The organism is Nocardioides zeicaulis (assembly GCF_042432345.1).
GTDB lineage: Bacteria > Actinomycetota > Actinomycetes > Propionibacteriales > Nocardioidaceae > Nocardioides > Nocardioides zeicaulis.
In genome coordinates this window covers 1143198-1164698 of record NZ_JBHLXH010000001.1, presented here as the reverse complement: position 1 = coordinate 1164698, position 21501 = coordinate 1143198, and the positions used below count along the sequence as shown (strand labels likewise).

21 protein-coding genes, 1 tRNA gene and 1 riboswitch are annotated in these 21501 nt (G+C 73.3%); of the genes, 16 read left to right on the top strand and 6 right to left on the bottom strand.

What is annotated here, in order from left to right:
* Positions 1-309 precede the first annotated feature (309 nt).
* The 3 genes from asnB to ACFFJG_RS05805 are packed head-to-tail and all read right to left on the bottom strand — an operon-like array spanning position 310 to position 4212.
* Positions 310-2127 carry an asparagine synthase (glutamine-hydrolyzing) gene (gene asnB, locus ACFFJG_RS05815; protein ID WP_378517653.1) on the bottom strand — a complete coding sequence of 606 codons (1818 nt, stop codon included), beginning with the start codon at positions 2125-2127 and terminating at the stop codon, positions 310-312.
* Positions 2124-2807, bottom strand: a complete 684-nt coding sequence (locus ACFFJG_RS05810; protein ID WP_378517652.1) for a LuxR C-terminal-related transcriptional regulator — start codon at positions 2805-2807, stop codon at positions 2124-2126. The genes asnB and ACFFJG_RS05810 overlap by 4 nt, the downstream gene beginning before the upstream one ends.
* Positions 2785-4212 (bottom strand): sensor histidine kinase, encoded by a 1428-nt coding sequence (locus ACFFJG_RS05805; RefSeq protein ID WP_378517651.1) that lies wholly within the window; start codon positions 4210-4212, stop codon positions 2785-2787. The genes ACFFJG_RS05810 and ACFFJG_RS05805 overlap by 23 nt, the downstream gene beginning before the upstream one ends.
* 498 nt (positions 4213-4710) lie before the next feature.
* Between ACFFJG_RS05805 and ACFFJG_RS05800 the strand changes: the two genes are divergently transcribed.
* Entirely contained in the window at positions 4711-5508 is a 798-nt protein-coding gene (locus tag ACFFJG_RS05800; RefSeq protein ID WP_378517650.1) for a response regulator transcription factor, read from the top strand.
* Positions 5505-6275, top strand: a complete 771-nt coding sequence (locus tag ACFFJG_RS05795; RefSeq protein WP_378517649.1) for a 3'(2'),5'-bisphosphate nucleotidase CysQ — start codon at positions 5505-5507, stop codon at positions 6273-6275. The genes ACFFJG_RS05800 and ACFFJG_RS05795 overlap by 4 nt, the downstream gene beginning before the upstream one ends.
* A gap of 32 nt (positions 6276-6307) precedes the next feature.
* Here the strand turns inward: ACFFJG_RS05795 and ACFFJG_RS05790 are convergent, their stop codons facing one another.
* On the bottom strand, positions 6308-6622 hold the full coding sequence (locus ACFFJG_RS05790) for a DMT family transporter (RefSeq protein ID WP_378517648.1): 315 nt from the start codon (positions 6620-6622) through the stop codon (positions 6308-6310).
* A 12-nt stretch (positions 6623-6634) separates the two neighbouring features.
* Positions 6635-6698: riboswitch (guanidine-III (ykkC-III) riboswitch) on the bottom strand.
* Between the two features lie 82 nt (positions 6699-6780).
* Here ACFFJG_RS05790 and ACFFJG_RS05785 point away from each other — a divergent pair.
* The gene (locus ACFFJG_RS05785; RefSeq protein ID WP_378517647.1) at positions 6781-7188 is read left to right on the top strand and encodes a VOC family protein; all 408 of its coding nucleotides are present in this window, start codon (positions 6781-6783) and stop codon (positions 7186-7188) included.
* Positions 7189-7192: 4 nt separating this feature from the next.
* Here ACFFJG_RS05785 and ACFFJG_RS05780 read toward each other — a convergent pair whose 3' ends face one another.
* Both ACFFJG_RS05780 and ACFFJG_RS05775 read right to left on the bottom strand, forming a co-directional pair.
* Positions 7193-7861 carry a hypothetical protein gene (locus ACFFJG_RS05780; protein ID WP_378517646.1) on the bottom strand — a complete coding sequence of 223 codons (669 nt, stop codon included), beginning with the start codon at positions 7859-7861 and terminating at the stop codon, positions 7193-7195.
* A gap of 129 nt (positions 7862-7990) precedes the next feature.
* A complete protein-coding gene (locus tag ACFFJG_RS05775) occupies positions 7991-8689 on the bottom strand; it encodes a hypothetical protein (RefSeq protein WP_378517645.1) in 699 nt (232 codons plus the stop codon).
* 202 nt (positions 8690-8891) lie between these two features.
* Here ACFFJG_RS05775 and mfd point away from each other — a divergent pair, with 202 nt between their 5' ends.
* From mfd to ACFFJG_RS05710, 13 genes are all read left to right on the top strand, one after another.
* On the top strand, positions 8892-12461 hold the full coding sequence (gene mfd / locus ACFFJG_RS05770; RefSeq protein WP_378517644.1) for a transcription-repair coupling factor: 3570 nt from the start codon (positions 8892-8894) through the stop codon (positions 12459-12461).
* A gap of 2 nt (positions 12462-12463) precedes the next feature.
* On the top strand, positions 12464-13159 hold the full coding sequence (locus ACFFJG_RS05765; RefSeq protein ID WP_378517643.1) for a SurA N-terminal domain-containing protein: 696 nt from the start codon (positions 12464-12466) through the stop codon (positions 13157-13159).
* A gap of 2 nt (positions 13160-13161) precedes the next feature.
* Entirely contained in the window at positions 13162-13590 is a 429-nt protein-coding gene (locus tag ACFFJG_RS05760; protein ID WP_378517642.1) for a MazG nucleotide pyrophosphohydrolase domain-containing protein, read from the top strand.
* A gap of 59 nt (positions 13591-13649) precedes the next feature.
* A complete protein-coding gene (gene eno / locus ACFFJG_RS05755; protein WP_378517641.1) occupies positions 13650-14927 on the top strand; it encodes a phosphopyruvate hydratase in 1278 nt (425 codons plus the stop codon).
* Between the two features lie 187 nt (positions 14928-15114).
* The gene (locus ACFFJG_RS05750) at positions 15115-15588 is read left to right on the top strand and encodes an FtsB family cell division protein (RefSeq protein ID WP_378517640.1); all 474 of its coding nucleotides are present in this window, start codon (positions 15115-15117) and stop codon (positions 15586-15588) included.
* A 59-nt stretch (positions 15589-15647) separates the two neighbouring features.
* Positions 15648-16166 carry a DUF501 domain-containing protein gene (locus ACFFJG_RS05745; protein ID WP_378519456.1) on the top strand — a complete coding sequence of 173 codons (519 nt, stop codon included), beginning with the start codon at positions 15648-15650 and terminating at the stop codon, positions 16164-16166.
* A 4-nt stretch (positions 16167-16170) separates the two neighbouring features.
* Positions 16171-17091: a Ppx/GppA phosphatase family protein gene (locus ACFFJG_RS05740; protein WP_378517639.1), complete on the top strand. Its 921-nt coding sequence runs from the start codon at positions 16171-16173 to the stop codon at positions 17089-17091.
* Positions 17092-17098: 7 nt separating this feature from the next.
* Complete coding sequence (locus ACFFJG_RS05735) at positions 17099-17914, top strand: uracil-DNA glycosylase (RefSeq protein WP_378517638.1); 816 nt, start codon at positions 17099-17101, stop codon at positions 17912-17914.
* A 4-nt stretch (positions 17915-17918) separates the two neighbouring features.
* Positions 17919-18437 (top strand): glycine cleavage system transcriptional repressor, encoded by a 519-nt coding sequence (locus ACFFJG_RS05730; RefSeq protein ID WP_378517637.1) that lies wholly within the window; start codon positions 17919-17921, stop codon positions 18435-18437.
* A gap of 5 nt (positions 18438-18442) precedes the next feature.
* Entirely contained in the window at positions 18443-19000 is a 558-nt protein-coding gene (locus tag ACFFJG_RS05725; RefSeq protein WP_378517636.1) for a peptide deformylase, read from the top strand.
* Between the two features lie 19 nt (positions 19001-19019).
* Positions 19020-19096, top strand: a tRNA-Leu gene (locus ACFFJG_RS05720).
* Between the two features lie 69 nt (positions 19097-19165).
* Positions 19166-20437 carry a calcium-binding protein gene (locus ACFFJG_RS05715; protein WP_378517635.1) on the top strand — a complete coding sequence of 424 codons (1272 nt, stop codon included), beginning with the start codon at positions 19166-19168 and terminating at the stop codon, positions 20435-20437.
* Positions 20438-20597: 160 nt separating this feature from the next.
* Entirely contained in the window at positions 20598-21470 is an 873-nt protein-coding gene (locus ACFFJG_RS05710) for a Bax inhibitor-1/YccA family protein (RefSeq protein ID WP_378517634.1), read from the top strand.
* Positions 21471-21501: the final 31 nt, after the last annotated feature.

The window sequence follows — 21501 nt, the reverse complement described above, 5'->3', positions numbered from 1 at the left end:
GCCGCATATGAGCGATAGCCGTGCAGCCGCGACGGGACATACCCAGTCGGGGGGATGGGCACGGATCGACGGGCGACCCTACGCTCGACAGGTGCACCCCACGGGTTCGCTGCGTTCGTCCTGTCCGCCGCCGGTCTTCACGGCCGCGGGACGGCGAGAACCCCACGTCTCGCCCGGACGTTCGTAGGGGACCACAGCGGCGGTCGAGGTTCCCCCACCTCGACCGCCGTGCCTTTCCCGGGTGCACACGCCCGCCGGCGCGGCAGGCGCCTGCCAGCGCGGCAGACGCCCGCCGACGCTGCCGGCTGATCAGCGCTGCGAGACGCTCGGGGCCGTCTCCCGCGCAGCCGCGCGGGGGGCCGGGACGACGGGCGCCGCGCCGAAGAAGGCGTGGTGCCACATCTCGAGGCTGAGCAGCGTCCAGAGCTGCAGGTCCTGGTGGTGGCTGCGCTCGCGCGCCTCGACGAGGTGACGCACGCTCGCGCGGTCGAGCGTGCCGCCGACCCACGAGCCGGGGTCGGTGAGCCAGGTCCGGGCGGTCTCGTCGAGCCCGGCCCGGAACCACGCGCCGAGCGGCACCCGCGGGGGCGGGGTACGACGGTGCTCGACGACGTCGTCGGGCAGGAGCGGGCGCGCCGCCTCGGCCAGCAGCCACCGGGCCGAGCCCGACCGCACCTTGACCGACGTCGGCAGCCGCAGGAGCAGCTCGACCAGCCGGTGGTCGAGGAGCGGGGGACGCCAGGCCACGGACGCGGACGTCCACATCCGGTCGCCGCGCTCGAGCACGTCGTCGGGGAGCAGGTGGCGCACGTCGTCGCGCACCCGGCGGTCGAAGGCGTCCGCGCCCGGCGTGGGGACCGGCCCCCGCTCGGGGGGCGGCGCGCTGCCCAGCAGCTGCCGGCGCTCTGCGGCGGTGAACGCCGCACCGAGGCCGCGCTCGAGGCGCGCGTCGACCCGGGAGCGCACCGCGCCCGGGAGGAGGGAGGTGCGGCCCGCGATCCGGGCGAGGTGGGGGTGCGCGACGTCTCCGAGGAGCTCGTCCTCGCCCTCGCCGCACAGCACCACGCGCACGCGGTCGCCCACGGCGCCGGCCAGGGCGTACGCGGCGACGTCGGAGGGGTCGGCCAGCGGGGCGTCGCGGTGCCAGGCCAGCCGGTGCCACTGCTCCTCGAACGCGGTCGCGGGGAGCAGGACGTGCTGGTGGTCGGTGCCGAGGACCGCGGCCGCGCGGGTGGCCCGGTCCATCGCGTCGTTCGGGTGGACGTCGAGGGCGACGGAGAAGGTGCTGACGGCGTCGCCGTGCAGGCGCTGGGCCTCGGCGGCGACGAGGGCGCTGCCCAGCCCGCCGGAGAGGTGGACGCCGACGGGGGTGTCGGCCACCAGCGCGGCGCGGACGGCCTCGCGGATCCCGTCGCCCACCGCCTCGATCGCGTCGCCCGGGCTCCAGATCCCCTCGGGGTCGGGCTCGGGTGGCGTCCACCAGCAGGTCTGCTCGAGGTGGCCGCTGGGCATGATCGTCGCGCGGTGCCCGGGCCGGACCTTCTTCACGCCCTCGACGAGGGTGTCGGGCGCGGGGACCGCACGGGTGGCGAGGTAGGCGTCGAGGCTGCGCGCGTCGACCCGGGCCGGGGGGCCCATCGCGAGGAGCGCCTTGACCTCCGAGGCGAACGCCACGCCGCCGGGGACGTGCCGGTAGTGCAGCGGCAGCACGCCGAGACGGTCGCGCACCAGGTGGGTCACGCCGGTGCGCGCGTCGTGCGCCACCAGGGCGAACTGCCCGTGCAGCCGCTCGACGAAGCTGATCCCCTCCAGCGAGAGCCCCGCCACGACCACCTCGGTGTCGCCGTCGGTGCGGAACGGGTAGTCGAGGTGGTCGCGGAGCGCGGCGTGGTTGGTCACGACGCCGTCCAGCGCCACCACCCACCGCCCGTCGACCGACGGCATCGGCTGGTGGGAGTGGGCGACGTCGAGGATCGCGAGCCGGTCGTGGGCCAGGCCGATGTCGGGCCCGACCCAGATGGCCGACTCGTCGGGCCCACGGTGGCGCAGGGTGCCGGCCATGGCGCGCAGCGTCGCCGCGGCGGGTGCCGCGCCCGAGAAGGTGCGTACGCCGGCGATGCCGCTCATGCGCCGAGCCGCCAGCCGACCTGGTTGGCCATGCCGACCGCAGCGAGCTGGGAGGAGACCTCCAGCTTGTTGAGGATCGACTTCACCTGGGTGCGGACGGTCGCCTCCGAGACGACGCTGACGTGCGAGATCTCCCGGACGGTGCGCCCCTCGATGAGGGCCCCGAGCACCTGGCGCTCGCGCGGGGTGAGCAGGTCGAGGCGGCGGCGCAGGTCGTCGTGGGCGCGACGTTCGCGCGACCACGCGTCCAGCAGCCGCTCGAGCTCGTCGCGGTTGACGACCGGCAGGCCCTGGTGGAGACGGCGGACCGTCGCCAGCGCCTGCTGGAGGGCGCCGCTCTTGGGCAGCACCCGCCGCGCGCCGAGCCGCATGCACCCGCCCCAGCGCCCGAGCTCTTCCGACGCGGTGAGCACCACGACGTTGATCCCGGCCTTGGCGAGCGGGGCGACGAGGTTGACCCCGTCGCCGAAGCGGCCCAGGTCGAGGTCGAGGAAGACCGTGCGGGGGTTGGCCCGCAGGGCCAGCGACCGGATGGTGGCCATCGACCCTCCCTCCCCGGGCAGCTCGAGGCGACGTACGTCGTAGCCCTCGAGGGACAGCGCGAGCTCGAGCGACTCCGCGAACAGCACGTGGTCGTCGATGATGAGGACCCGGTGGTCAGCGCGCGACGTCCCAGCCATGGCTGCCCCCTCCCACGGTCACGCCGTTCTCCGGCGACCGGCGCGCGGCCGGCAGGGAGATGACGAACGAGGACCCGGGACCGGCCGCCTCGGCGAGCTCGAGCGAGCCGCCGTCCTCGGCCACGAGGCGCTGGGCCACGTGCAGCCCGATCCCCTCGCCGGGTGCGTCGCTCGCGCGCCCGCCCCACTCGAAGATCCGCTCGCGCTGGTCCTCCTCGATCCCGCTGCCGAAGTCGGTGACCCGGATGTCGACGGTGTCGTCGTGCTGGACCACCTCCACGACGCTGGTGTCGGTGCCGCCGTGCGTCACCGCGTTGTCGACGAGGATGTTGACGACCTCGGCCAGCGCGTCGTAACGCCCGTGCACGCTGCCGCCCTCGGAGTGCAGCTCGACCGTGCGGCCCTTGAGGCGCTGCAGGTCCAGGATGCCGGTGAGGGCCTCGTCGAGGTCGATCACGGTCGCCGGCTGCTCCTGGCCGGCGAGGAGGCGCTCCATCCGGTCCATCTCACGGCGCACCGAGCGCCACAGCCGGTCGCGCGTCTCGGCCGGGATGTCGTCGTTGTCGAGCAGCGCGGAGCCGCTCACCAGCCCGGCCATCGTGCTGCGCAGCTCGTGCATCCGCTCGCGCTGGTCGCGGGTGGTGGACACGACGTGGTTGATCTCCTCGGTGCGTCGCTCGTCCTCCTCGGCGTTGCGCTGCAGGCACGACCACGCGGTGCCGAACCATGCGGCGCCGACCGCGGCGCGCGAGAGGACGGACGCGAGCTCCCACCCGCCGCCGGACACCAGGCCCCAGCGGACCGCGAGGCCGAAGGAGACCACGCTGACGGTCACCACGAGGAGGGCCCGCGCCTGGGCCGGCAGCGTGCGCTGCCGCAGCACCAGGGCGGCCGTCACCACGTGGGTCGTGACGAGGACGCCCGCCAGGGCCAGCATCGGCGGGCGCGGCGGCTGCGACATCGGGAACTGGAGGACGAGGTAGCCCGCCGCCGTCAGTCCCATGCCGAGGCCGATGATGAAGCTGTCGTCGACCACGTGGCCGACGCGGTCGAGGCCGAGCAGCGGCACCACCACGCACACCAGTCCGACGACGGCGGCTCCGACGAGGAGCGCGAACGTGGTGTGCGTGCGCGGCGGCGGCAGCTGCAGCGCCAGCAGCGTCACCGCCAGCGACTGCGCGGCCACCAGCGCACCGGTGCCCACGACCCAGCCGGCCAGGCGGCCACCGTGGCGCCGCCAGGTCACCAGCGCCGCAGCGACGGCACCGGCGACGAAGGCGCCGCTCAGCAGGCCGTCGGCCAGCGGCGTCGACGCCGTGTCTGTCGGAAGCGTGTTCCACGCGTGCCCGCCGCTCGATGCGACGCCGACCAGCACCAGGAGACCGGCTGCGGCTGTGGTCGCCATGACCACCCGCGGGCCGACCTCTGACTCTGAGATCCCCTGCATTTCCTGCCCCCACCCACTGACAAAACCCGTGTACGTCCTGCTGCCGGGGAGTGTGTGCGGTTCCCGTGCCATCTCCCCTGGCTGTCCCCTGAGGTGGTGGCCCGCGTTCCCCGGTGCAGATTGGAACCCCCTGAAATGGGGATGTTCCAGCGATTGTGGGGGCGTACCGCGTTTGGGGTAGCCCCGGTCTGGTCCGCACTCTCTAGAGGTCCGGCAGGAATGGTCAAGGACGACCCCAGAACGGGGCCAGCAGCGGTCGAGAGCGCGTCACGACTTGCCGAGGACACCCTCCCCAGGGGTGCTCGCGCGAGCGTGCGACGGACGTCCCGGGGATCTTGCTGGGACTCCGGGGCCCGATGTGCGCTGTCCCCCATTTGGTGCACAAGCGTGACGGCCCCACCCGGTCGCACCCGGCAGCGGCGAGAGTGCCACCAGGTGCGGCACGAAGGAGGTGTCATGACGACCCCTGCACCCCTCATCCCGGCGCGGCCCACCCTGAACCGGGCCACCGCGTGGGTGGTCTCTCCCCACGACCTGGTGGCCCAGGCCGTGGCCGAGGCGCTGCTCTCCTGCGGTGCGCCCGTCGAGTTCCACGCGTGGGAGGAGCTCGATGTCGACTCCCCGGAGCTGCCTGACGCCCCCGGTCCCGGCCATGTGCTGGTGATCTTCGACGGCGTCGACCGGCCCGAGGTCGTGGAGGCCGTCAGCCGCTTCGTCGCGCTCGCGCAGGTCCGCGTCGCGGTCGTCACCTCGGAGCCGCACGCCCTGCTGTGGGGCAGCCTGCTGCAGGGCAGTGCCGTCGACGTGGTGACCCTGACGACCTCGGTGGGGCAGCTCGCGCAGATGGTCGAGCGGTTCGTCGCGGGGGAGGCCTTGATGGACGCCGAACGCCGAAGGGCGCTCCGGGCGGACTGGGCGGCGGCCCTTGACAAGAGGCACCACCTGGTCGCACAGATGCGCGGCCTGTCACGTCAGCAGCTCCGCGTGCTCGAGCTGCTCGCCTCCGGGCGCCGCGTTCCCGAGGTGGCCGCGGTCATGGGGATCGCGGACGGCACGGTCCGCAGCCACGTCAAGACGCTTCGCAGCAAGCTCGGCGCGCGCACCCAGCTCGAGGCGGTGGCGATGCTCCGCCAGGTCCACGAGGTCGGCGCCGACACCGAGGCCGAACCGGCGACCGACCTGGTGCCACGGCCCCGCTCGCCCCGGACGGGGGCCTTCGGCGGGCTCGGGGCGCCGCTAGGATCCGGCGCATGATCGATCCCACCACGCTCGACGACCACGCCTTCGCCGTCTGGGCCGCCGAGCGCGCCGGCACCGTCCTGCTCGAGGTCCGCGCCGGTGCTGAGGCCGACGGCCTCGAGGGCAAGGCCCTCAAGGACGCCGGTGACGCCGCCGCGCAGGCCGAGCTGGACCGCGTGCTCACCCTGCACCGCCCCGACGACGCCGTGCTGTCCGAGGAGGCCGCCGACGACAAGTCGCGCCTCAGCGCGAAGCGCGTGTGGATCATCGACCCGCTCGACGGCACTCGCGAGTTCTCCGAGCCGCCGCGCGACGACTGGGCGGTGCACGTCGCCCTGTGGGAGGACGGTGAGCTCACTGCAGGCGCCGTCGCTCAGCCCGCCCTCGGCGAGACGTTCAGCACGGGTCGCCCGAGCGTCGTCCCGCCGCGCACCTCCGAGCGCCCGCGCATCGCGGTCTCCCGCAGCCGCCCGCCGGCCTTCGTGGAGGCGCTGGCCGCCGAGCTCGACGCCGAGCTGGTCCCGATGGGCAGCGCGGGCGTGAAGGTGATGAGTGTGGTGCGCGACGTCGCCGACGCCTACGTCCACGCCGGTGGGCAGTACCAGTGGGACAACGCCGCCCCGGTCGCCGTCGCCCGCGCCGCCGGCCTGCACTGCAGCCGCGTTGACGGCTCGCCGCTGGTCTACAACGAGGACGAGACCTCGCTGCCCGACCTCATCGTGTGCCGCCCCGAGCTCGCCGAGGCGATCGTGGCCTTCGTGCGCAGCCACGGCACCGACTGACGCCCACCCGGCAGACGGGCGCCGACCCGGGCTCAGTGCACCAGCTTGAGCCCGACGATGCACCCCACCAGCCCGGCCAGCAGCAGGGCCTTCGCCACCGAGATCGACTCTGCGCCGGTGGCCGCCGCCACGACGATGGTCAGCACCGAACCGACCCCGACCCAGACGGCGTACGACGTGCCGACCGGCAGGGTGCGCATCGCGTAGCCGAGGCCCGTCATGCTCAGGCCGAGCGCCACCACGAAGGTCACCGCGGGCACGGGGCGGGTCAGGCCGTCCGAGCGGCCGAGGGCCGTGGCCCACACCGCCTCCAGGACGCCGGACAGGACGAGCACGAACCAGGCCATGGTGGTCTCCTCGACGGCCGTCTTGTCGCAGTCCCGGTACGGCTCCCTCGTCGGGTGCCCCCTGTCGGGGCAGGCCCGACGGTGCCACGCACGCCTGCGGAGGGCAACCCGGCGCAATTGCCTTGCCCGCGAGCGGTCGGCCCCGCCAGCGTGGACCCATGACCTCCTTCGTCTCGCACACCACCGTCGACTGCACGAACGCCTACGAGCTCTCCGAGTGGTGGAAGCAGCTGCTGGGCTACGTCGACGTGGACGACGACCCCAACCTCCCGGGGCACGAGGAGTGCATGATCCTCGACCCGGAGACCCGCCACCACGTCCTGTTCATCGAGGTGCCCGACACCGAGCTCCCGGCGAAGCGGATCCACTTCGACCTGCGCCCGCGCGAGGGCACCCGCGACGAGGAGGTCGAGCGCGTCCGGGCGCTCGGCGCCACCGAGGTCGCCGACCAGCGCGGGCAGTACGGCCCGGGCACCGGCTGGGTGGTGTTCGCCGACCCCGAGGGCAACCAGTTCTGCATCCTGCGCTCGCAGGCCGAGGTCGACGCCGGACCCGCGGTGGACTGACGCGTCAGGAGGCCCAGGTGCGCCACTTGAAGCGGGTGCCGAGGTAGCGCTCGTCGCCCTTGACGACGAACGACCAGAACCACTCGCCGCTGCGGCGGGGGAGCGAGATGCGGTAGGCGCCGGTCGTGTCGGTGCGGATCCGGGTGTAGCGGCGGAACCCCCCGCTCTGCTCCGACGACACCTTGACCACGATCGGACGCCCGGCGTAGTCGGGTCGCACCACGCCGGAGATGTCGAAGCCGCCGGCGGGGTAGGTGATGGTGCGCGCGACCTCGACCGTGAAGGTGCTCGACGTGCTGGGCGCGAAGCTCTGCTCGGTGGCCGAGGTCGTGGAGTACCCGTGGTAGACGACCTTGTAGGTGGTCGTCGCGCGGGGCCGCACGGCGAAGAAGTCGAAGGAGGCCGACGACGTGGTCTCCACCGCCCGCCAGCGGGTGGCACCGGCCGGGCGGGCGAAGAGGGTCGAGGTGCCGGCGGTCAGCGCGTCGTCGTCGGAGGTGGACACGTCGACCGCGACGTCGACGGTCTCGCCGTAGTCGACGACCGTCTCGTCCGGGACCGCGCTGGTCGTGGTCGAGACCGCGGTGCCGGCCGCGGTCGGCACCGCCTGGGCGAGGGGGAGGAGGGCGAGCCCGCCGACGGTGAGCCACGCGGCAGCGCGTCGAGCGGTCATGCACGTTCCTTCCTCGGGGTCTTCGTGCCCACCCTACGACGAGCCGGGGACACGAACGGCCGGCTCCGCCCAGAGGGGCGGAACCGGCCGTGAGGTCGTGCGCTGGTGCTGCGTGCGGAGCGCTGCGGCTCAGCGGTAGGTCGTGTACGCGTTGGTCCAGGCGGTGTACTTCTTGTTGCCCGGGACGGTCACCTTCCAGATCCACTTGCCGCGGCTCGGGGCGGGGAGGCTGAAGCGGAAGCCGCCCTTCTTGTCGGTCTTGAAGGTGCGGAACTTCTTCCACTTCTTCCCGACCTTCTTCTGCACCTTGATGGGGCTCTTGCCGTAGCCGGGCGTGATCTTGCCCTTGAGGACGGTGCCCTTCGGGTTGCTGATCTTCACCTTGCGGGTGACCGGCGCGGCGATGGCGACGGACTCGCCGGCGACGTAGCTGTCGTCCCACGAACCCTGCGCGGTCGAGCCGGTGAAGACGACCTTGTACTGGGCGTTCTCGGTGAAGGTGAAGCCGCCGTCGAAGAACAGGAAGCCCGGGGAGTCGTCGGTGGCGATCGTGGTCCACGTCGGGTTGGAGGCGGTCGAGACCTGCAGCAGGGCCTGGCCGCCGCTCGGGTGCTCGACACCGCTCGGGTCGGTGATGTCGCCGCTGACGTAGAACCCGCCGCCGGCCATGTAGGGCGCCTCGTAGGGCGAGTCGGAGATGTTGAGCTTGACGTTGACGACCGGCGTGTAGGTCTGCCCGTCCGCGTGGGCCGGAGCCTGGATGGCGAGCGGCGTGACGCCGAGCAGGCCGGCGGAAACGGTGCCGGCGATGAGACGCGTGATGCGCATGTCCCCGTTGTTCCTCTCAGGATGAGTGCATGGTCGGTCCGTGGTTCCCACGAGCCGTCTGGTGCCTGCTACCCCCGCGACGCACGGCGCAAACCCCACACTTCCCCGTACGACCCGGTGTCGGGCAGCCCCCGTAGACTTTCACCCTCCCCCAGCCGCCCGACGACAGGGGGCTTTCCGCGTGCTCTCGAAGGGATCCCCGGTGCCCGCCACCCCGCTGACCGCCGTCGCCCGGCGCCTCGCCACCGCGCCCGAGCTGGGCGGGGCGCTCGCCGACGCCGCGCTCGAGTCCGCCCTCGACCTCACCGGCCCCACCGCGGTGCGGCCGTTCGTGGTGGGCGGCCTGGTCGAGCGCGGCCGGACGGTGCTGGCGGTGACCGCGACCTCCCGCGAGGCCGAGGACCTGGTGGAGGAGCTCGCCGACCTGGTCGACCGCGACAGCGTCGCCTACTACCCGAGCTGGGAGACGCTCCCGCACGAGCGGCTGAGCCCGCGCAGCGACACGGTCGGGCGGCGGCTGGCGGTGCTGCGACGCCTGCGCCACCCCGGCACCGACGCCGCCAACGGCCCGCTCAAGGTGGTCGTGGCGCCGATCCGCAGCCTGCTGCAGCCGCAGGTCCCCGGCCTGGCCGACATCGAGCCGGTCGAGCTGGCGCCGGGCGACTCCCGCCCGCTCGAGGACGTCGTGCGCGGCCTCGCGGAGGCGGCGTACACCCGGGTCGACATGGTCGAGCGCCGTGGTGAGTTCGCCGTGCGCGGCGGCATCGTCGACGTCTTCCCGCCCACCGAGGAGCACCCGCTCCGCGTGGAGTTCTGGGGCGACGACGTGGAGGAGATCCGCGCCTTCTCGGTCGCCGACCAGCGCACCCTCGAGACGGTGCAGCGCCTGTGGGCGCCCCCCTGCCGCGAGCTGCTGCTCACCGAGGAGGTCCGCCGCCGGGCCGCCGCGCTGGGCCAGGCGCACCCGCAGCTGCTCGAGCTGACCGACAAGATGGCCGCGGGCATCGCGGTGGAGGGCATGGAGTCGCTGGCCCCGGCCCTGGTCGACTCGATGGAGCTGCTCGTCGACCTGGTGCCCACCGACACCACCGTGCTCCTGCTCGACCCCGAGCGCGCCCGCACCCGCGCGCACGACCTCGTCGCGACCAGCGAGGAGTTCCTGGGCGCGTCCTGGGCCGCGGCCGCGGGCGGCGGCACCGCGCCCATCGACCTGGGTGCGGCGTCCTACCGCGAGATCGCCGACGTGCGCCAGCACGCCCTCGGCCTGGGCCTGGCCTGGTGGTCGGTGAGCCCCTTCGGCATCGCCGACGAGCCCGACGGCCCGGTCGCCGCCGACGCGGGCGTGCCGAGCCGGCTGCTGTCCACCCACGCCGCCGACGCCTACCGCGGCGACCTTCAGAAGGCCGTCGACGACATCCGCTCGTGGGTCACCGACGGCCTCGACGTGGTCGTCGTCCACGCCGGCCACGGCCCGGCCAACCGGTTCGTCGAGCTGCTCGGCGAGAACGACATCGCCGCGCGCGTCGTCGAGGAGGGCGACACCGCCGGGCCCGCCGTCGTCACGGTCACCTGCGGCCACCTCGTCCACGGGCTCGTCGACGAGGTCGCGAAGGTCGCCGTCCTCACCGGCGACGACCTGTCCGGGCAGAAGGCCTCCACCCGCGACATGCGCAAGATGCCCGCGCGCCGCAAGCGGCAGATCGACCCGCTCGAGCTCAAGGCCGGCGACTACGTCGTCCACGAGCAGCACGGCGTCGGCCGCTTCGTGGAGATGCGGCAGCGCGAGATCGGCGGCGCGGTCCGTGAGTACCTCGTGCTGGAGTACGGACCCAGCAAGCGCGGCGGCCCCAACGACATGCTCTACGTCCCGGCCGACACCCTCGACCAGGTCACCCGCTACGTCGGCGGCGAGAACCCGAGCCTCGACCGCCTCGGCGGCGGCGACTGGACCAAGCGCAAGGCCAAGGCCAAGCGTGCGGTCCGCGAGATCGCTGCCGAGCTGATCAAGCTCTACGCCGCACGCCAGGCCACGCAGGGTCACGCCTTCGGCCCCGACACGCCCTGGCAGCGCGAGCTCGAGGACGCCTTCCCGTTCACCGAGACCGTCGACCAGCTCACCACGGTCGACGAGGTGAAGGCCGACATGCGCCGCACGGTGCCGATGGACCGCCTCGTGTGCGGCGACGTCGGCTACGGCAAGACCGAGATCGCGGTCCGCGCGGCCTTCAAGGCCGTCCAGGACGGCAAGCAGGTCGCCGTCCTGGTGCCCACAACGCTGCTGGTGACCCAGCACCTGTCGACGTTCTCCGAGCGGATGACCGGCTTCCCGGTCGTGATCAGGGGGCTCTCGCGCTTCCAGTCCGACAAGGAGGCCAAGGAGGTCGTCGCCGGGCTCGAGGACGGCTCGATCGACATCGTGGTCGGCACCCACCGCCTGCTCAACCCCGACATCCGGATGAAGGACCTCGGCCTCATCATCGTCGACGAGGAGCAGCGCTTCGGCGTCGAGCACAAGGAGCAGATGAAGCGGATGCGCACCTCGGTCGACGTGCTCTCGATGAGCGCGACGCCGATCCCGCGCACCCTCGAGATGGCGGTCACCGGCATCCGCGAGATGTCGACGATCACCACCCCGCCCGAGGAGCGGCACCCGGTGCTGACCTACGTCGGCGCCTACGAGGACCGCCAGGTCGTCGCGGCCGTGCGGCGCGAGCTGCTGCGCGAGGGGCAGGTCTTCTACATCCACAACCGGGTGCAGTCGATCGAGAAGGCCGCGGCGCGCATCAAGGAGCTGGTGCCGGAGGCGCGCGTCGCCACCGCCCACGGCCAGATGAACGAGAAGCAGCTCGAGCAGGTGATGCTCGACTTCTGGGAGAAGCGCTTCGACGTGCTGGTGTGCACGACCCTGGTGGAGTCGGGCCTCGACGTCTCCAACGCCAACACCATGATCATCGAGCGATCCGACACCCTCGGCCTCTCGCAGCTCCACCAGCTGCGCGGCCGGGTGGGTCGTTCGCGCGAGCGGGCCTACGCCTACTTCCTCTACCCGGCCGAGAAGCCGCTCACCGAGACCGCCCACGAGCGCCTCGCCACGCTGGCCCAGCACTCCGACCTCGGTGGCGGCATGGCGATCGCGATGAAGGACCTCGAGATCCGCGGCGCCGGCAACCTGCTCGGCGGGGAGCAGTCGGGCCACATCGCCGACGTCGGCTTCGACCTCTACGTCCGCCTCGTCGGCGAGGCCGTCGCCGACTTCAAGGGCAGCACCGAGGAGGAGCTCGCCGAGGTCCGCATCGAGCTCCCCGTCGACGCCCACCTCCCTCACGACTACATCCCCTCCGAGCGGCTGCGCCTGGAGATCTACAAGCGGCTCGCCGAGGTCCGCACCGACGCCGACGTCGACGAGGTGCGCGCCGAGCTGGTCGACCGCTACGGCACGCCGCCCGAGGTCGTGGAGTCGCTGCTCGTGGTGGCCCGGTTCCGGGCGCGCTGCCGCCAGGCCGGGGTCAAGGAGGTGACGCTGGCGGGCAAGTACGTCCGGTTCGCGCCGGTCGACCTCCCCGACTCGCGCGTCGTGCGCCTGCAGCGGTTGCACCCGAAGAGCGTCGTCAAGGCACCGACCAGCACGATCCTGGTGCCGAGGCCGCAGGGCTCCGGGTTCCCCGTGCAGCCGCTGACCGGCGTCGGGCTGCTTGAATGGGCCCGCAGTGTGATCGACGACATCATCGGCGTGCCCGCGCCCGCAGCGCCGGCAGCCGCGACCAAGGAGTGAGCGTGAGGCAGCAGAGCACGATCAGGGCCCGCCTGGTGACGGCCGCGACGACCGTGGCCGCAGGACTGCTGCTGTCGAGCTGTGCCGGCGCCTCCCCGGGCGTCGCGGCGAAGGTCGGCGACGACGAGCTGACGGTCCGCGAGGTCGACGCCGCGGCGGGGCGGATGTGCACCGCGCTCGGCGACCAGTTCGCCGCTCAGAGCACGGTGCTGCCGATGAGCTTCGTGCGGCAGGGCACGCTCCAGCTGATGATCCTGCGCGCACAGGCGCTCGCGGTGGCCGACCAGTACGGCCTGGAGCCCGGCTCGAGCTACAACAACGACGTCGCCCAGCGCCAGCGCACCGCCTCGGCGATGCCCGACGACGTGCAGGACACCTACGTCGAGCTCACCTCGGCCAACGCGCTCGCCACCGACATCGTCAACCAGGTCGGCGAGATCGTCCTCGACGAGCAGGGCGTGACCGACCCCACCGACGAGCAGGTCACGCAGGCCGGCGTCGACGTGTTCAACCAGTGGCCCGACAGCCACGGCATCGACATCGACCCGCGCTACGGGCTCGAGAGCTCCGACGGGGTCCTCAAGCCGGTCGACACCAACACCTCGGTGGCGGTCGGCGAGGTCGCGAGGAAGGGCCTGGAGACCGAGCCCGACGCCGCCTTCGCCCGCACCCTCCCGCTGACCCAGCGCTGCGGCTGACCGTGACCGGGCTGCCGGGGTCGCCGGGGCGGGACGCGGACGGCTCGCCGCTCGAGGCCTTCGCCGACCAGATGCGGGTGCTCCAGCGCGAGTGCCCGTGGAAGCGCGAGCAGACCCACACCTCGCTCATCCCCTACGTGCGTGAGGAGGCCGAGGAGGTCGTCGAGGCGATCGAGTCGGGTGACCCGGCCGCGCTGTGCGACGAGCTCGGCGACCTGCTGCTGCAGGTCGTCATCCACGCGGTCATCGCCGAGGAGGCCGGTCACTTCACCCTCGACGACGTCGCCCGCGGGGTGATGGCCAAGATGGAGCGCCGCAACCCCCACGTCTTCGGCGACGCGGTCGCCACCGACGTCGAGCAGGTGATGGCGCTCTACAACGCCGCGAAGGCGGCCGAGAGGGAGCAGGCGCCGGACACCCCGGCGACGTGACGGCGCGACCTGACTAGGCTGGCGGGCGTTCCCCGGCCGTCCCCCCTCAGGAGATCTCCATGTCCATCATCTCTGCCGTCGGAGCCCGCGAGATCCTCGACTCGCGCGGCAACCCCACCGTCGAGGTGGAGGTCCTCCTCGAGGACGGCGCCTTCGGCCGCGCGGCCGTCCCGAGCGGCGCGTCCACCGGCCAGTTCGAGGCCGTCGAGCTGCGTGACGGCGGCGACCGGTACCTCGGCAAGGGCGTGCAGAAGGCCGTCGAGGGCGTCATCGACACCATCGCCGGCTCGATCGTCGGCCTCGACGCCGACGACCAGCGCCTCGTCGACCAGGTGATGCTCGACCTCGACGGCACCGCCAACAAGGCCAAGCTCGGCGCCAACGCCATCCTCGGCGTCTCCCTGGCCACCGCCAAGGCGGCCGCGGAGTCCGCCGGGCTCCCGCTCTTCCGCTACGTCGGCGGCCCCAACGCCCACCTGCTGCCCGTGCCCATGATGAACATCGTCAACGGTGGCGCGCACGCCGACTCCAACGTCGACGTGCAGGAGTTCATGATCGCCCCGATCGGCGCCCCGACCTTCCGCGAGGCGCTCCAGCACGGCGCGGAGGTCTACCACGCGCTCAAGTCGGTGCTGAAGAAGAAGGGCCTGTCGACCGGCCTCGGCGACGAGGGCGGCTTCGCCCCCGACCTCGAGAGCAACCGTGCGGCGCTCGACCTGATCGCCGAGGCCGTCCAGGCCGCCGGCTTCACCCTCGGCACCGACATCGCGCTGGCCATGGACGTCGCCGCCAGCGAGTTCCACGACAAGGGGTCCTACACCTTCGAGGGCGCGAAGAAGTCGACCGACGAGATGGTCGCCTACTACGCCGACCTCGTCTCGGCCTACCCGATCGTCTCCGTCGAGGACCCCCTCGACGAGGAGGACTGGGACGGCTGGAAGGCCATCACCGACGCCCTCGGCGACAAGACCCAGCTCGTCGGCGACGACCTCTTCGTCACCAACGTCGAGCGGCTCCAGCGCGGCATCGACGGCGGCCAGGGCAACGCCATGCTGGTCAAGGTCAACCAGATCGGCTCGCTGTCGGAGACCCTCGACGCCGTCGAGCTCGCCCACCGCGCCGGCTTCCGCAACATGATGAGCCACCGCTCGGGCGAGACCGAGGACACGACGATCGCCGACCTCGCGGTGGCCACCAACTGCGGCCAGATCAAGACCGGTGCGCCGGCCCGCTCCGACCGCGTCGCGAAGTACAACCAGCTGCTGCGCATCGAGGACGAGCTGGGTGACGCGGCTCGCTACGCCGGTGCGCGCGCGTTCCCGCGTTTCCGCGGCTGAACGAGGCACACTGGTCCGCATGCCGTCCCAGCGCCGTACTCCCCGTGGGGGGCCCGGAGGCACCCCGCGGGCGACCGGCCCGCGCGGCCCAAGGCAGACCGGCTCGACGCACCCCGGCGCGCGCGGCACGCGGCCGCCGACCGCCGGGGTGCGCACGCCGGCGCGCCCGACGGAGACGATCGCGGCCGTGCCGGGCGCAGCACCGCGCAGCGCCGCCCGCCGTCCGCGCTTCACCGGTCGCGCGGCGGTGCTGGTGCTGGTGCTCGCCGTGCTGACGGTGTCCTACGCGTCGTCGCTGCGCGCCTACCTCCAGCAGCGCTCGCACATCGGTGAGCTGAAGGCGCAGATCGCCGAGCGCGAGGCGAGCATCGACGACCTCGAGCGGGAGAAGTCGCGCTGGGACGACCCGGCCTACGTCAAGGCCCAGGCCCGGGCCCGCTTCGGGTACCTGATGCCGGGAGAGACCGGCTTCGAGGTGATCGGCCCCGACGGCGAGCCCCTCGAGGCCCAGGCCACGCTCAACGACCCGGACGAGGTCATCAAGACCGTGCCGAAGGCGTGGTGGACCACCGCGTGGGACTCGATGGAGCTCGCCGGCAACCCGCCCCCGCCCGAGCAGCAGCCCGCAGACCTGATCGACGGGACGAAGACGAAGCAGTGAGCCCCCACAAGGACGTCCCGCGCGAGGAGCCCGGCGTCACCCACCGCGACAACCCGCGCATCGACGCCGCCGACGAGGCGGCCGTGCAGGCCCAGCTCGGTCGCCGGCCGCGCGGCATCGACTCGATCGGGCACCGGTGCCCGTGCGGCAACCCCGACGTCGTGACCACCGAGCCGCGCCTGCCCAACGGCACACCGTTCCCGACCACCTTCTACCTCACCTGCCCGCGGGCCGCCTCCCGCATCGGTACCCTCGAGGGCTCCCACGTGATGAAGGGGATGGAGGCCCGGCTGGCCTCCGACGAGGAGCTCGCCGCCGCCTACCGCGCGGCCCACGAGCGCTACCTCGAGGCCCGCGCCGAGGTCGGCGCCCGGGCCGGGCTCGACGTCCCGGAGATCGAGGGGATCAGCGCCGGCGGCATGCCCGACCGGGTCAAGTGCCTCCACGTCCTGGCCGGCCAGTCGCTGGCGATGGGTCGCGGGGTCAACCCCCTCGGCGACGAGGTCCTCGACCGGCTCGGCGCGTGGTGGTCCTCCGGTCCGTGCGTGGGCGGCGACGAGCCCGCCGGCGACGCGTGAGCCCATGACGACCGTCGCGGCCCTCGACTGCGGGACCAACTCGATCAAGCTCCTCATCGGGTCCGCGCGGCCCGGTGGCGGCATGGACGTCGTGCTGCGCGACTCGCGCGTCGTACGCCTCGGGCAGGGCGTCGACCGCACCGGCGAGCTCGCCGACGAGGCGCTGGAGCGCACCTTCGCCGCGATCGACGAGTTCGCGCAGGTCGTCGCCGACCACGGGGTGCCGCCGGAGCGGGTGCGGTTCTGCGCCACCTCCGCTACCCGCGACGCGCGCAACGCGGCCGTCTTCGCCGAGGGCGTGCGCCGTCGGCTGGGTGTCGAGCCCGAGGTGCTGTCGGGCGAGGAGGAGGCCGCGCTGGTCTACGCCGGCGCCCTCGCCGGCCAGGCCGTCGCCCCCGCGGAGCCGGTGCTCGTCGTCGACATCGGCGGCGGGTCGACCGAGCTCGTGCTGGGCGAGGACGGCTCACGGCAGGCGGTCTCGATGGACATCGGGTCGGTGCGGCTGCACGAGCGCCACCTCCACGGCGACCCGCCCACGCCCGACGAGGTCGCCGCCTGCGTGGCGGACGTCGAGGCCGCCCTCGACGCCTCCGGGGTGCCGCTCGAGCGGGCCCGCGCGGTCATCGGCACGTCCGGCACGATCAAGACCCTGGCGTGCGGCGTGCTGGCCCTGCCGACCTACGACCGCGACGCCTTCGACGGGTCCGTGCTGTCCAACGCCGACACGGCGCGCTTCGTCGCCGACCTGGTGGCGATGAGCGTCGACGAGCGGCGTGCGCTGCCCTACATGCACCCCGGTCGCGCCGACGTCATCGACGCGGGGGCGCTGATCTGGGAGCGCGTCCTGGCCCGCGTGGCGGTCCCCGAGCACCGGGTCTCCGAGGCCGACATCCTGCACGGCATCGCGGCCGCCATCGGCGGGTGACGGCGCGGTGACCCTGCTCCCGCACCCCCTCGTCGGTGGAGCGTTCACCAGTCCGGTCGCCCCCGGCACCGGGTGGCCCGACGACCCGGCCGTCGCCTCGACGCCCGTGGCGCGCGACGCCGACGACGTACGCCGTCTCGCCGCCGACGCCGACCTCGCCGAGGTGGAGGCCCGGGTCAGCGTGTGCGCGGCCTGCCCGCGGCTGGTGCGGTGGCGCGAGGACGTCGCCCGCGACAAGCGCGCGTCGTTCGCCGACCAGCCCTACTGGGGCCGACCGATCCCGGGGTGGGGCGACCCCGAGCCGGCGCTCCTCGTCGTCGGGCTGGCGCCTGCGGCCAACGGCGGCAACCGCACCGGCCGGATCTTCACCGGCGACCCGAGCGCCGACTGGCTCCTCGCCAGCCTGCACCGCACCGGATGGGCCACGCAGCCCACGAGCGAGCACGCCGGCGACGGCCAGCGGCTCGTCGACGCGCGGATGGTCGCCACGGTGCGCTGCGCGCCGCCGGACAACAAGCCCACCCCGGCCGAGCGTGACACCTGCGCGCCGTGGATCGCCGCGGAGCTGGCGCTGCTGCCGACGGTGCGGGTCGTGGTCGCGCTGGGGTCGTTCGGCTGGGACGGTGCAGTGCGCTCGCTGGTCGCAGCCGGTGCCCCCGCACCCGCCCGCCGTCCCCGCTTCGGGCACGGCGAGGAGGTGCGGATCGGCGACGTCACGCTGCTGGGCTGCTACCACCCCTCGCCGCACAACACCTACACCCGGCGGCTCACCGCGGACATGACGGACGAGGTCTTCGAGCGCGCCCGCGCGCTGACACAATGACCGCGTGACCCTCCACGCCATCACCGTCCTCGGCCACGACCGACCCGGCATCATCGCCGAGACCACCGGACGGCTCGCCGGGCTGGGCCTCAACCTCGAGGACTCCTCGATGACGCTGCTGCGCGGCCACTTCGCGATGACGCTGGTGTGCGAGGGCGACGCCGTCGACGCCGACATCGAGTCCGCGCTCGCCCCGCTGGCCGCCGACGGAAGCCTGACGGTGACGGTGCGCGAGGTGCCGGCCGAGCAGGCCGCTGCCGCCGCCGGCTCGTCGTGGGTGCTGTCGGTGCACGGCGGCGACCGCCCGGGCATCGTCTCCGCGGTGGTCGCCGTGGTCGCAGGCGTCGGCGGCAACATCACCGACCTCACCACCCGGCTCGCCGGCGATCTCTACCTCCTCGTCGCCGAGGTCGACCTCCCGGCGGAGGCCGACGTGGCGGGGCTCGAGCGCGAGCTGGCGGACGTGGCGGCCGACCTCGGCGTCGGCGTCTCGCTGCGCCCGGCCGACACCGACGAGCTCTGAGCCCGGTGAGCGTCAACCCCACCGTCCTGGCCTGGACCGAGGACGACCTCGGCGTGCCCGGCGCCCTGCGCGAGGTCGTACGCGCCCCTGCTCCCGTGCTGTCGACGACCGGCTCCGACGTCGACCCGACCTCGCCCGAGGTCGTCCAGCTCGCCGCCGACCTGGTGGCGACCATGCGCGTCTCGCCGGGCTGCGTCGGCCTCGCCGCGCCGCAGGTGGGGGAGGGCGTCAAGGTCTTCTGCGTCGACGTCTCCGCGCACCCCAAGACCCGCGACCACCACGGCACCTTCGTCCTGTGCAACGCCGAGGTCGTCTCGGGCAGCCGCAACGAGAAGGCCCGCGAGGGCTGCATGTCGGTGCCCGACTTCACCGGCGACGTGAAGCGTCCCAGCCGCGTCGTGGTCCGCGGCCAGCTCCCGGGCACCGGCGAGGAGGTCGAGCTCGAGGCCGAGGCGTTCGAGGCTCGGGCGCTCCAGCACGAGATCGACCACTGCGACGGCCTGCTCTTCCTCGACCGCGCCGCCGGCGCGCACGCGGTCTACGCTCGCAAGACCTACCTCTGACCTGTCCCGCAGGTCGTCCGCCCCGGTATCCCAACCGGTAGAGGAAGCGGTCTTAAAAACCGCGCAGTCTGGGTTCGAACCCCAGCCGGGGCACCAGCTCGTCCACGCCCGAGCCGCTCGCGCCCGGAGCGGTCCCGGCCTACCCTCGGCAGCCAAGGGGGAACCATGACTGTTCGATCGACCGCCGTCCGCCTGCTCGGCGCCGCGCTGCTGGCAGTGCCCTCGACGGGTGCGGCACCTGCGCGCGCCGCCGTCCCGACCTGTGAGGGGCGGCCGGCGACCATCGTCGGGACCGCAGGCGACGACGAGCTGACCGGCACGTCCGGCGACGACGTCATCGTCGCGCTCGACGGCAACGACGAGGTGGACGCGGGCGCCGGGGACGACGTGGTGTGCGGCGACGCCGGCGCCGACGTGCTGGCCGGGGGCGAGGGCGACGACCGCGTGCTCGGCGGCACCAACGGCCTGGCCCCGCTCCTCGAGAGCGAGCCGGAGCCGCGGGGCGACACGCTCGTGCCCGGTCCGGGCGACGACCTCGTCGACGCCGGCGTCAACACCGTGCTGCGCGACGACGGCTGGAACAGCCCCGACACCATCGACTTCTCCGGCTCGGCGGCCGGCGTCACCGTCGACCTGCTCGGCGGCATCGCGGCCGGCGAGGGGACCGACACCGTCGTGGTCGCCCAGCCCGTGCCGACGAGCGGGGCCGTCGTCGAGGTGCTGGGCTCGACCCACGCCGACACCGTCCTCGGCACCGACGGCCCCGACCAGCTCATCGGCAAGGGCGGGGGCGACCGGATCGACGGGAGGGGCGGCGACGACCTGGTGATGAACGACTGGGACGAGTACTCGCCGGCGCGCGGCGAGGACGCGGACGACGTGTTCGTCGGGGGCGAGGGCGACGACTGGCTCGACTCCACCGGGGGCACGGACGTCCTCCTGGGCGGGCCCGGCGACGACGGCCTGCGCAAGGAGGGCGGCCGCTCGACCCTCGACGGGGGCACCGGCCGCGACCGCCTCGAGGTCTACCTCGGCCCCGGACGCCACGACCTCACCGGTGGCCCGGGCCGCGACGAGGTGCTCCTCGCCGTGCTCGACACCGGTCCGCTCACCCGGGGCGTGCTCGACCACGCGCGCGAGCGCTTCGTCGTGCGGTTCGGGCACCGCGACCCCGTCCGGGCCGTGGTGGCCGACGTCGAGCGGGTCTCGATGCCGCACAACCGCGGCCGCTGGACCTACCTCGGCACCCCCGGCGACGACCACGTCTCCGGCGGTGCGGCCTACACCGCGCGCGGCCGGGGCGGCGACGACGTGCTGGTGGGGTCGTACGACGACGACGTGCTGCTCGGCGGCCCGGGCCGCGACGTCGCGCGCGGCGGACGCGGCACCGACCGGTGCCGCGCCGAGGACGCGCGTCACTGCGAGCGCGGGTCGTGATGAGCGCTTCCTGAGAAGTTGCTGTGACGGGAACAGCACCCCCTCGGCGCACGTTTGAACCTGTGTCGCCCCGGCTAGAGTGGGACGACACGACAGGCGCCGTCACCGCGACGGCGTCGTGACCTCCGGAGACTCCGGAGGAGGCCTCCAAGGAGAGACCATGAAGAGCAACAACCCCGTGTTCAACCGTTCCGAGGAGTTCAACCGCGCCTCGTCGAACGCCTACGGCAACCAGACCTACGCCGGCGGGGGCGCTGCCTACCCCGGCTACGGCGAGTCCCCGGCGAGCTGGGGCACCGGTGCCCCCGGCCAGGTCGACCAGCGCCGGATGACGATCGACTCCGTCGTCCAGAAGACCGCGATCTCGGTCGCCGTGATCTTCGTGACCGCTGCCCTCACCTGGATGTGGATCGGTGACGTCGCCACGACCAACGCCTTCGGCGAGACCGTCGCCGACCCCACAGCGCTCCAGCGGGCCTCGATGGGCGCCGCGCTCGGCGCCGGCATCGCGTTCATCCTGTCGCTGGTCAACTCCTTCAAGCGCGTGATCAGCCCGGCCCTCGTCGTGGCCTTCGCCGCCTTCGAGGGTGTCGCGCTCGGCGCGGTGTCGAAGATGTTCGAGGCGCAGTTCGACGGTGTCGTCACCAGCGCCGTGATCGGCACCTTCGGAGCCCTGGCCGGCACGCTGGCCGCCTACAAGTTCCTCAACATCAAGGTCGGCGACAAGTTCCGCCGCGGCGTCGTCGCCGGCATGTTCGGCATGGTGGCCCTGGGCCTCCTGTCGCTGGTGCTGAGCTTCTTCGGCGTCGACACCGGCCTCTACGGCATGGGCGGCCTCGGCTTCGTCTTCGCCCTCGCCGGCCTGGTGCTCGGCATCTTCATGCTGATCCTCGACTTCGACTTCGTGGAGCAGGGCGTAGCCGCTGGCCTCCCGGACCGCGAGTCGTGGCGTGCGGCCTTCGGCCTCACCGTCAGCCTGGTCTGGATCTACACCAACCTGCTGCGCATCCTCGCGATCATCCGCAACGACTGATCGCACCACCCTCCCGAGACGACGGCCCGTC

Excerpts from the sequence above, each read along its gene's own strand:
- asnB (WP_378517653.1), bottom strand. The coding sequence starts at position 2,127 with ATGAGCGGCATCGCCGGCGTACGCACCTTCTCGGGCGCGGCACCCGCC.
- ACFFJG_RS05810 (WP_378517652.1), bottom strand. The coding sequence starts at position 2,807 with ATGGCTGGGACGTCGCGCGCTGACCACCGGGTCCTCATCATCGACGAC.
- ACFFJG_RS05805 (WP_378517651.1), bottom strand. The coding sequence starts at position 4,212 with ATGGCGACCACAGCCGCAGCCGGTCTCCTGGTGCTGGTCGGCGTCGCA.
- ACFFJG_RS05800 (WP_378517650.1), top strand. The coding sequence starts at position 4,711 with ATGACGACCCCTGCACCCCTCATCCCGGCGCGGCCCACCCTGAACCGG.
- ACFFJG_RS05795 (WP_378517649.1), top strand. The coding sequence starts at position 5,505 with ATGATCGATCCCACCACGCTCGACGACCACGCCTTCGCCGTCTGGGCC.
- ACFFJG_RS05790 (WP_378517648.1), bottom strand. The coding sequence starts at position 6,622 with ATGGCCTGGTTCGTGCTCGTCCTGTCCGGCGTCCTGGAGGCGGTGTGG.
- ACFFJG_RS05785 (WP_378517647.1), top strand. The coding sequence starts at position 6,781 with ATGACCTCCTTCGTCTCGCACACCACCGTCGACTGCACGAACGCCTAC.
- ACFFJG_RS05780 (WP_378517646.1), bottom strand. The coding sequence starts at position 7,861 with ATGACCGCTCGACGCGCTGCCGCGTGGCTCACCGTCGGCGGGCTCGCC.
- ACFFJG_RS05775 (WP_378517645.1), bottom strand. The coding sequence starts at position 8,689 with ATGCGCATCACGCGTCTCATCGCCGGCACCGTTTCCGCCGGCCTGCTC.
- eno (WP_378517641.1), top strand. The coding sequence starts at position 13,650 with ATGTCCATCATCTCTGCCGTCGGAGCCCGCGAGATCCTCGACTCGCGC.
- ACFFJG_RS05740 (WP_378517639.1), top strand. The coding sequence starts at position 16,171 with ATGACGACCGTCGCGGCCCTCGACTGCGGGACCAACTCGATCAAGCTC.
- ACFFJG_RS05715 (WP_378517635.1), top strand. The coding sequence starts at position 19,166 with ATGACTGTTCGATCGACCGCCGTCCGCCTGCTCGGCGCCGCGCTGCTG.
- ACFFJG_RS05710 (WP_378517634.1), top strand. The coding sequence starts at position 20,598 with ATGAAGAGCAACAACCCCGTGTTCAACCGTTCCGAGGAGTTCAACCGC.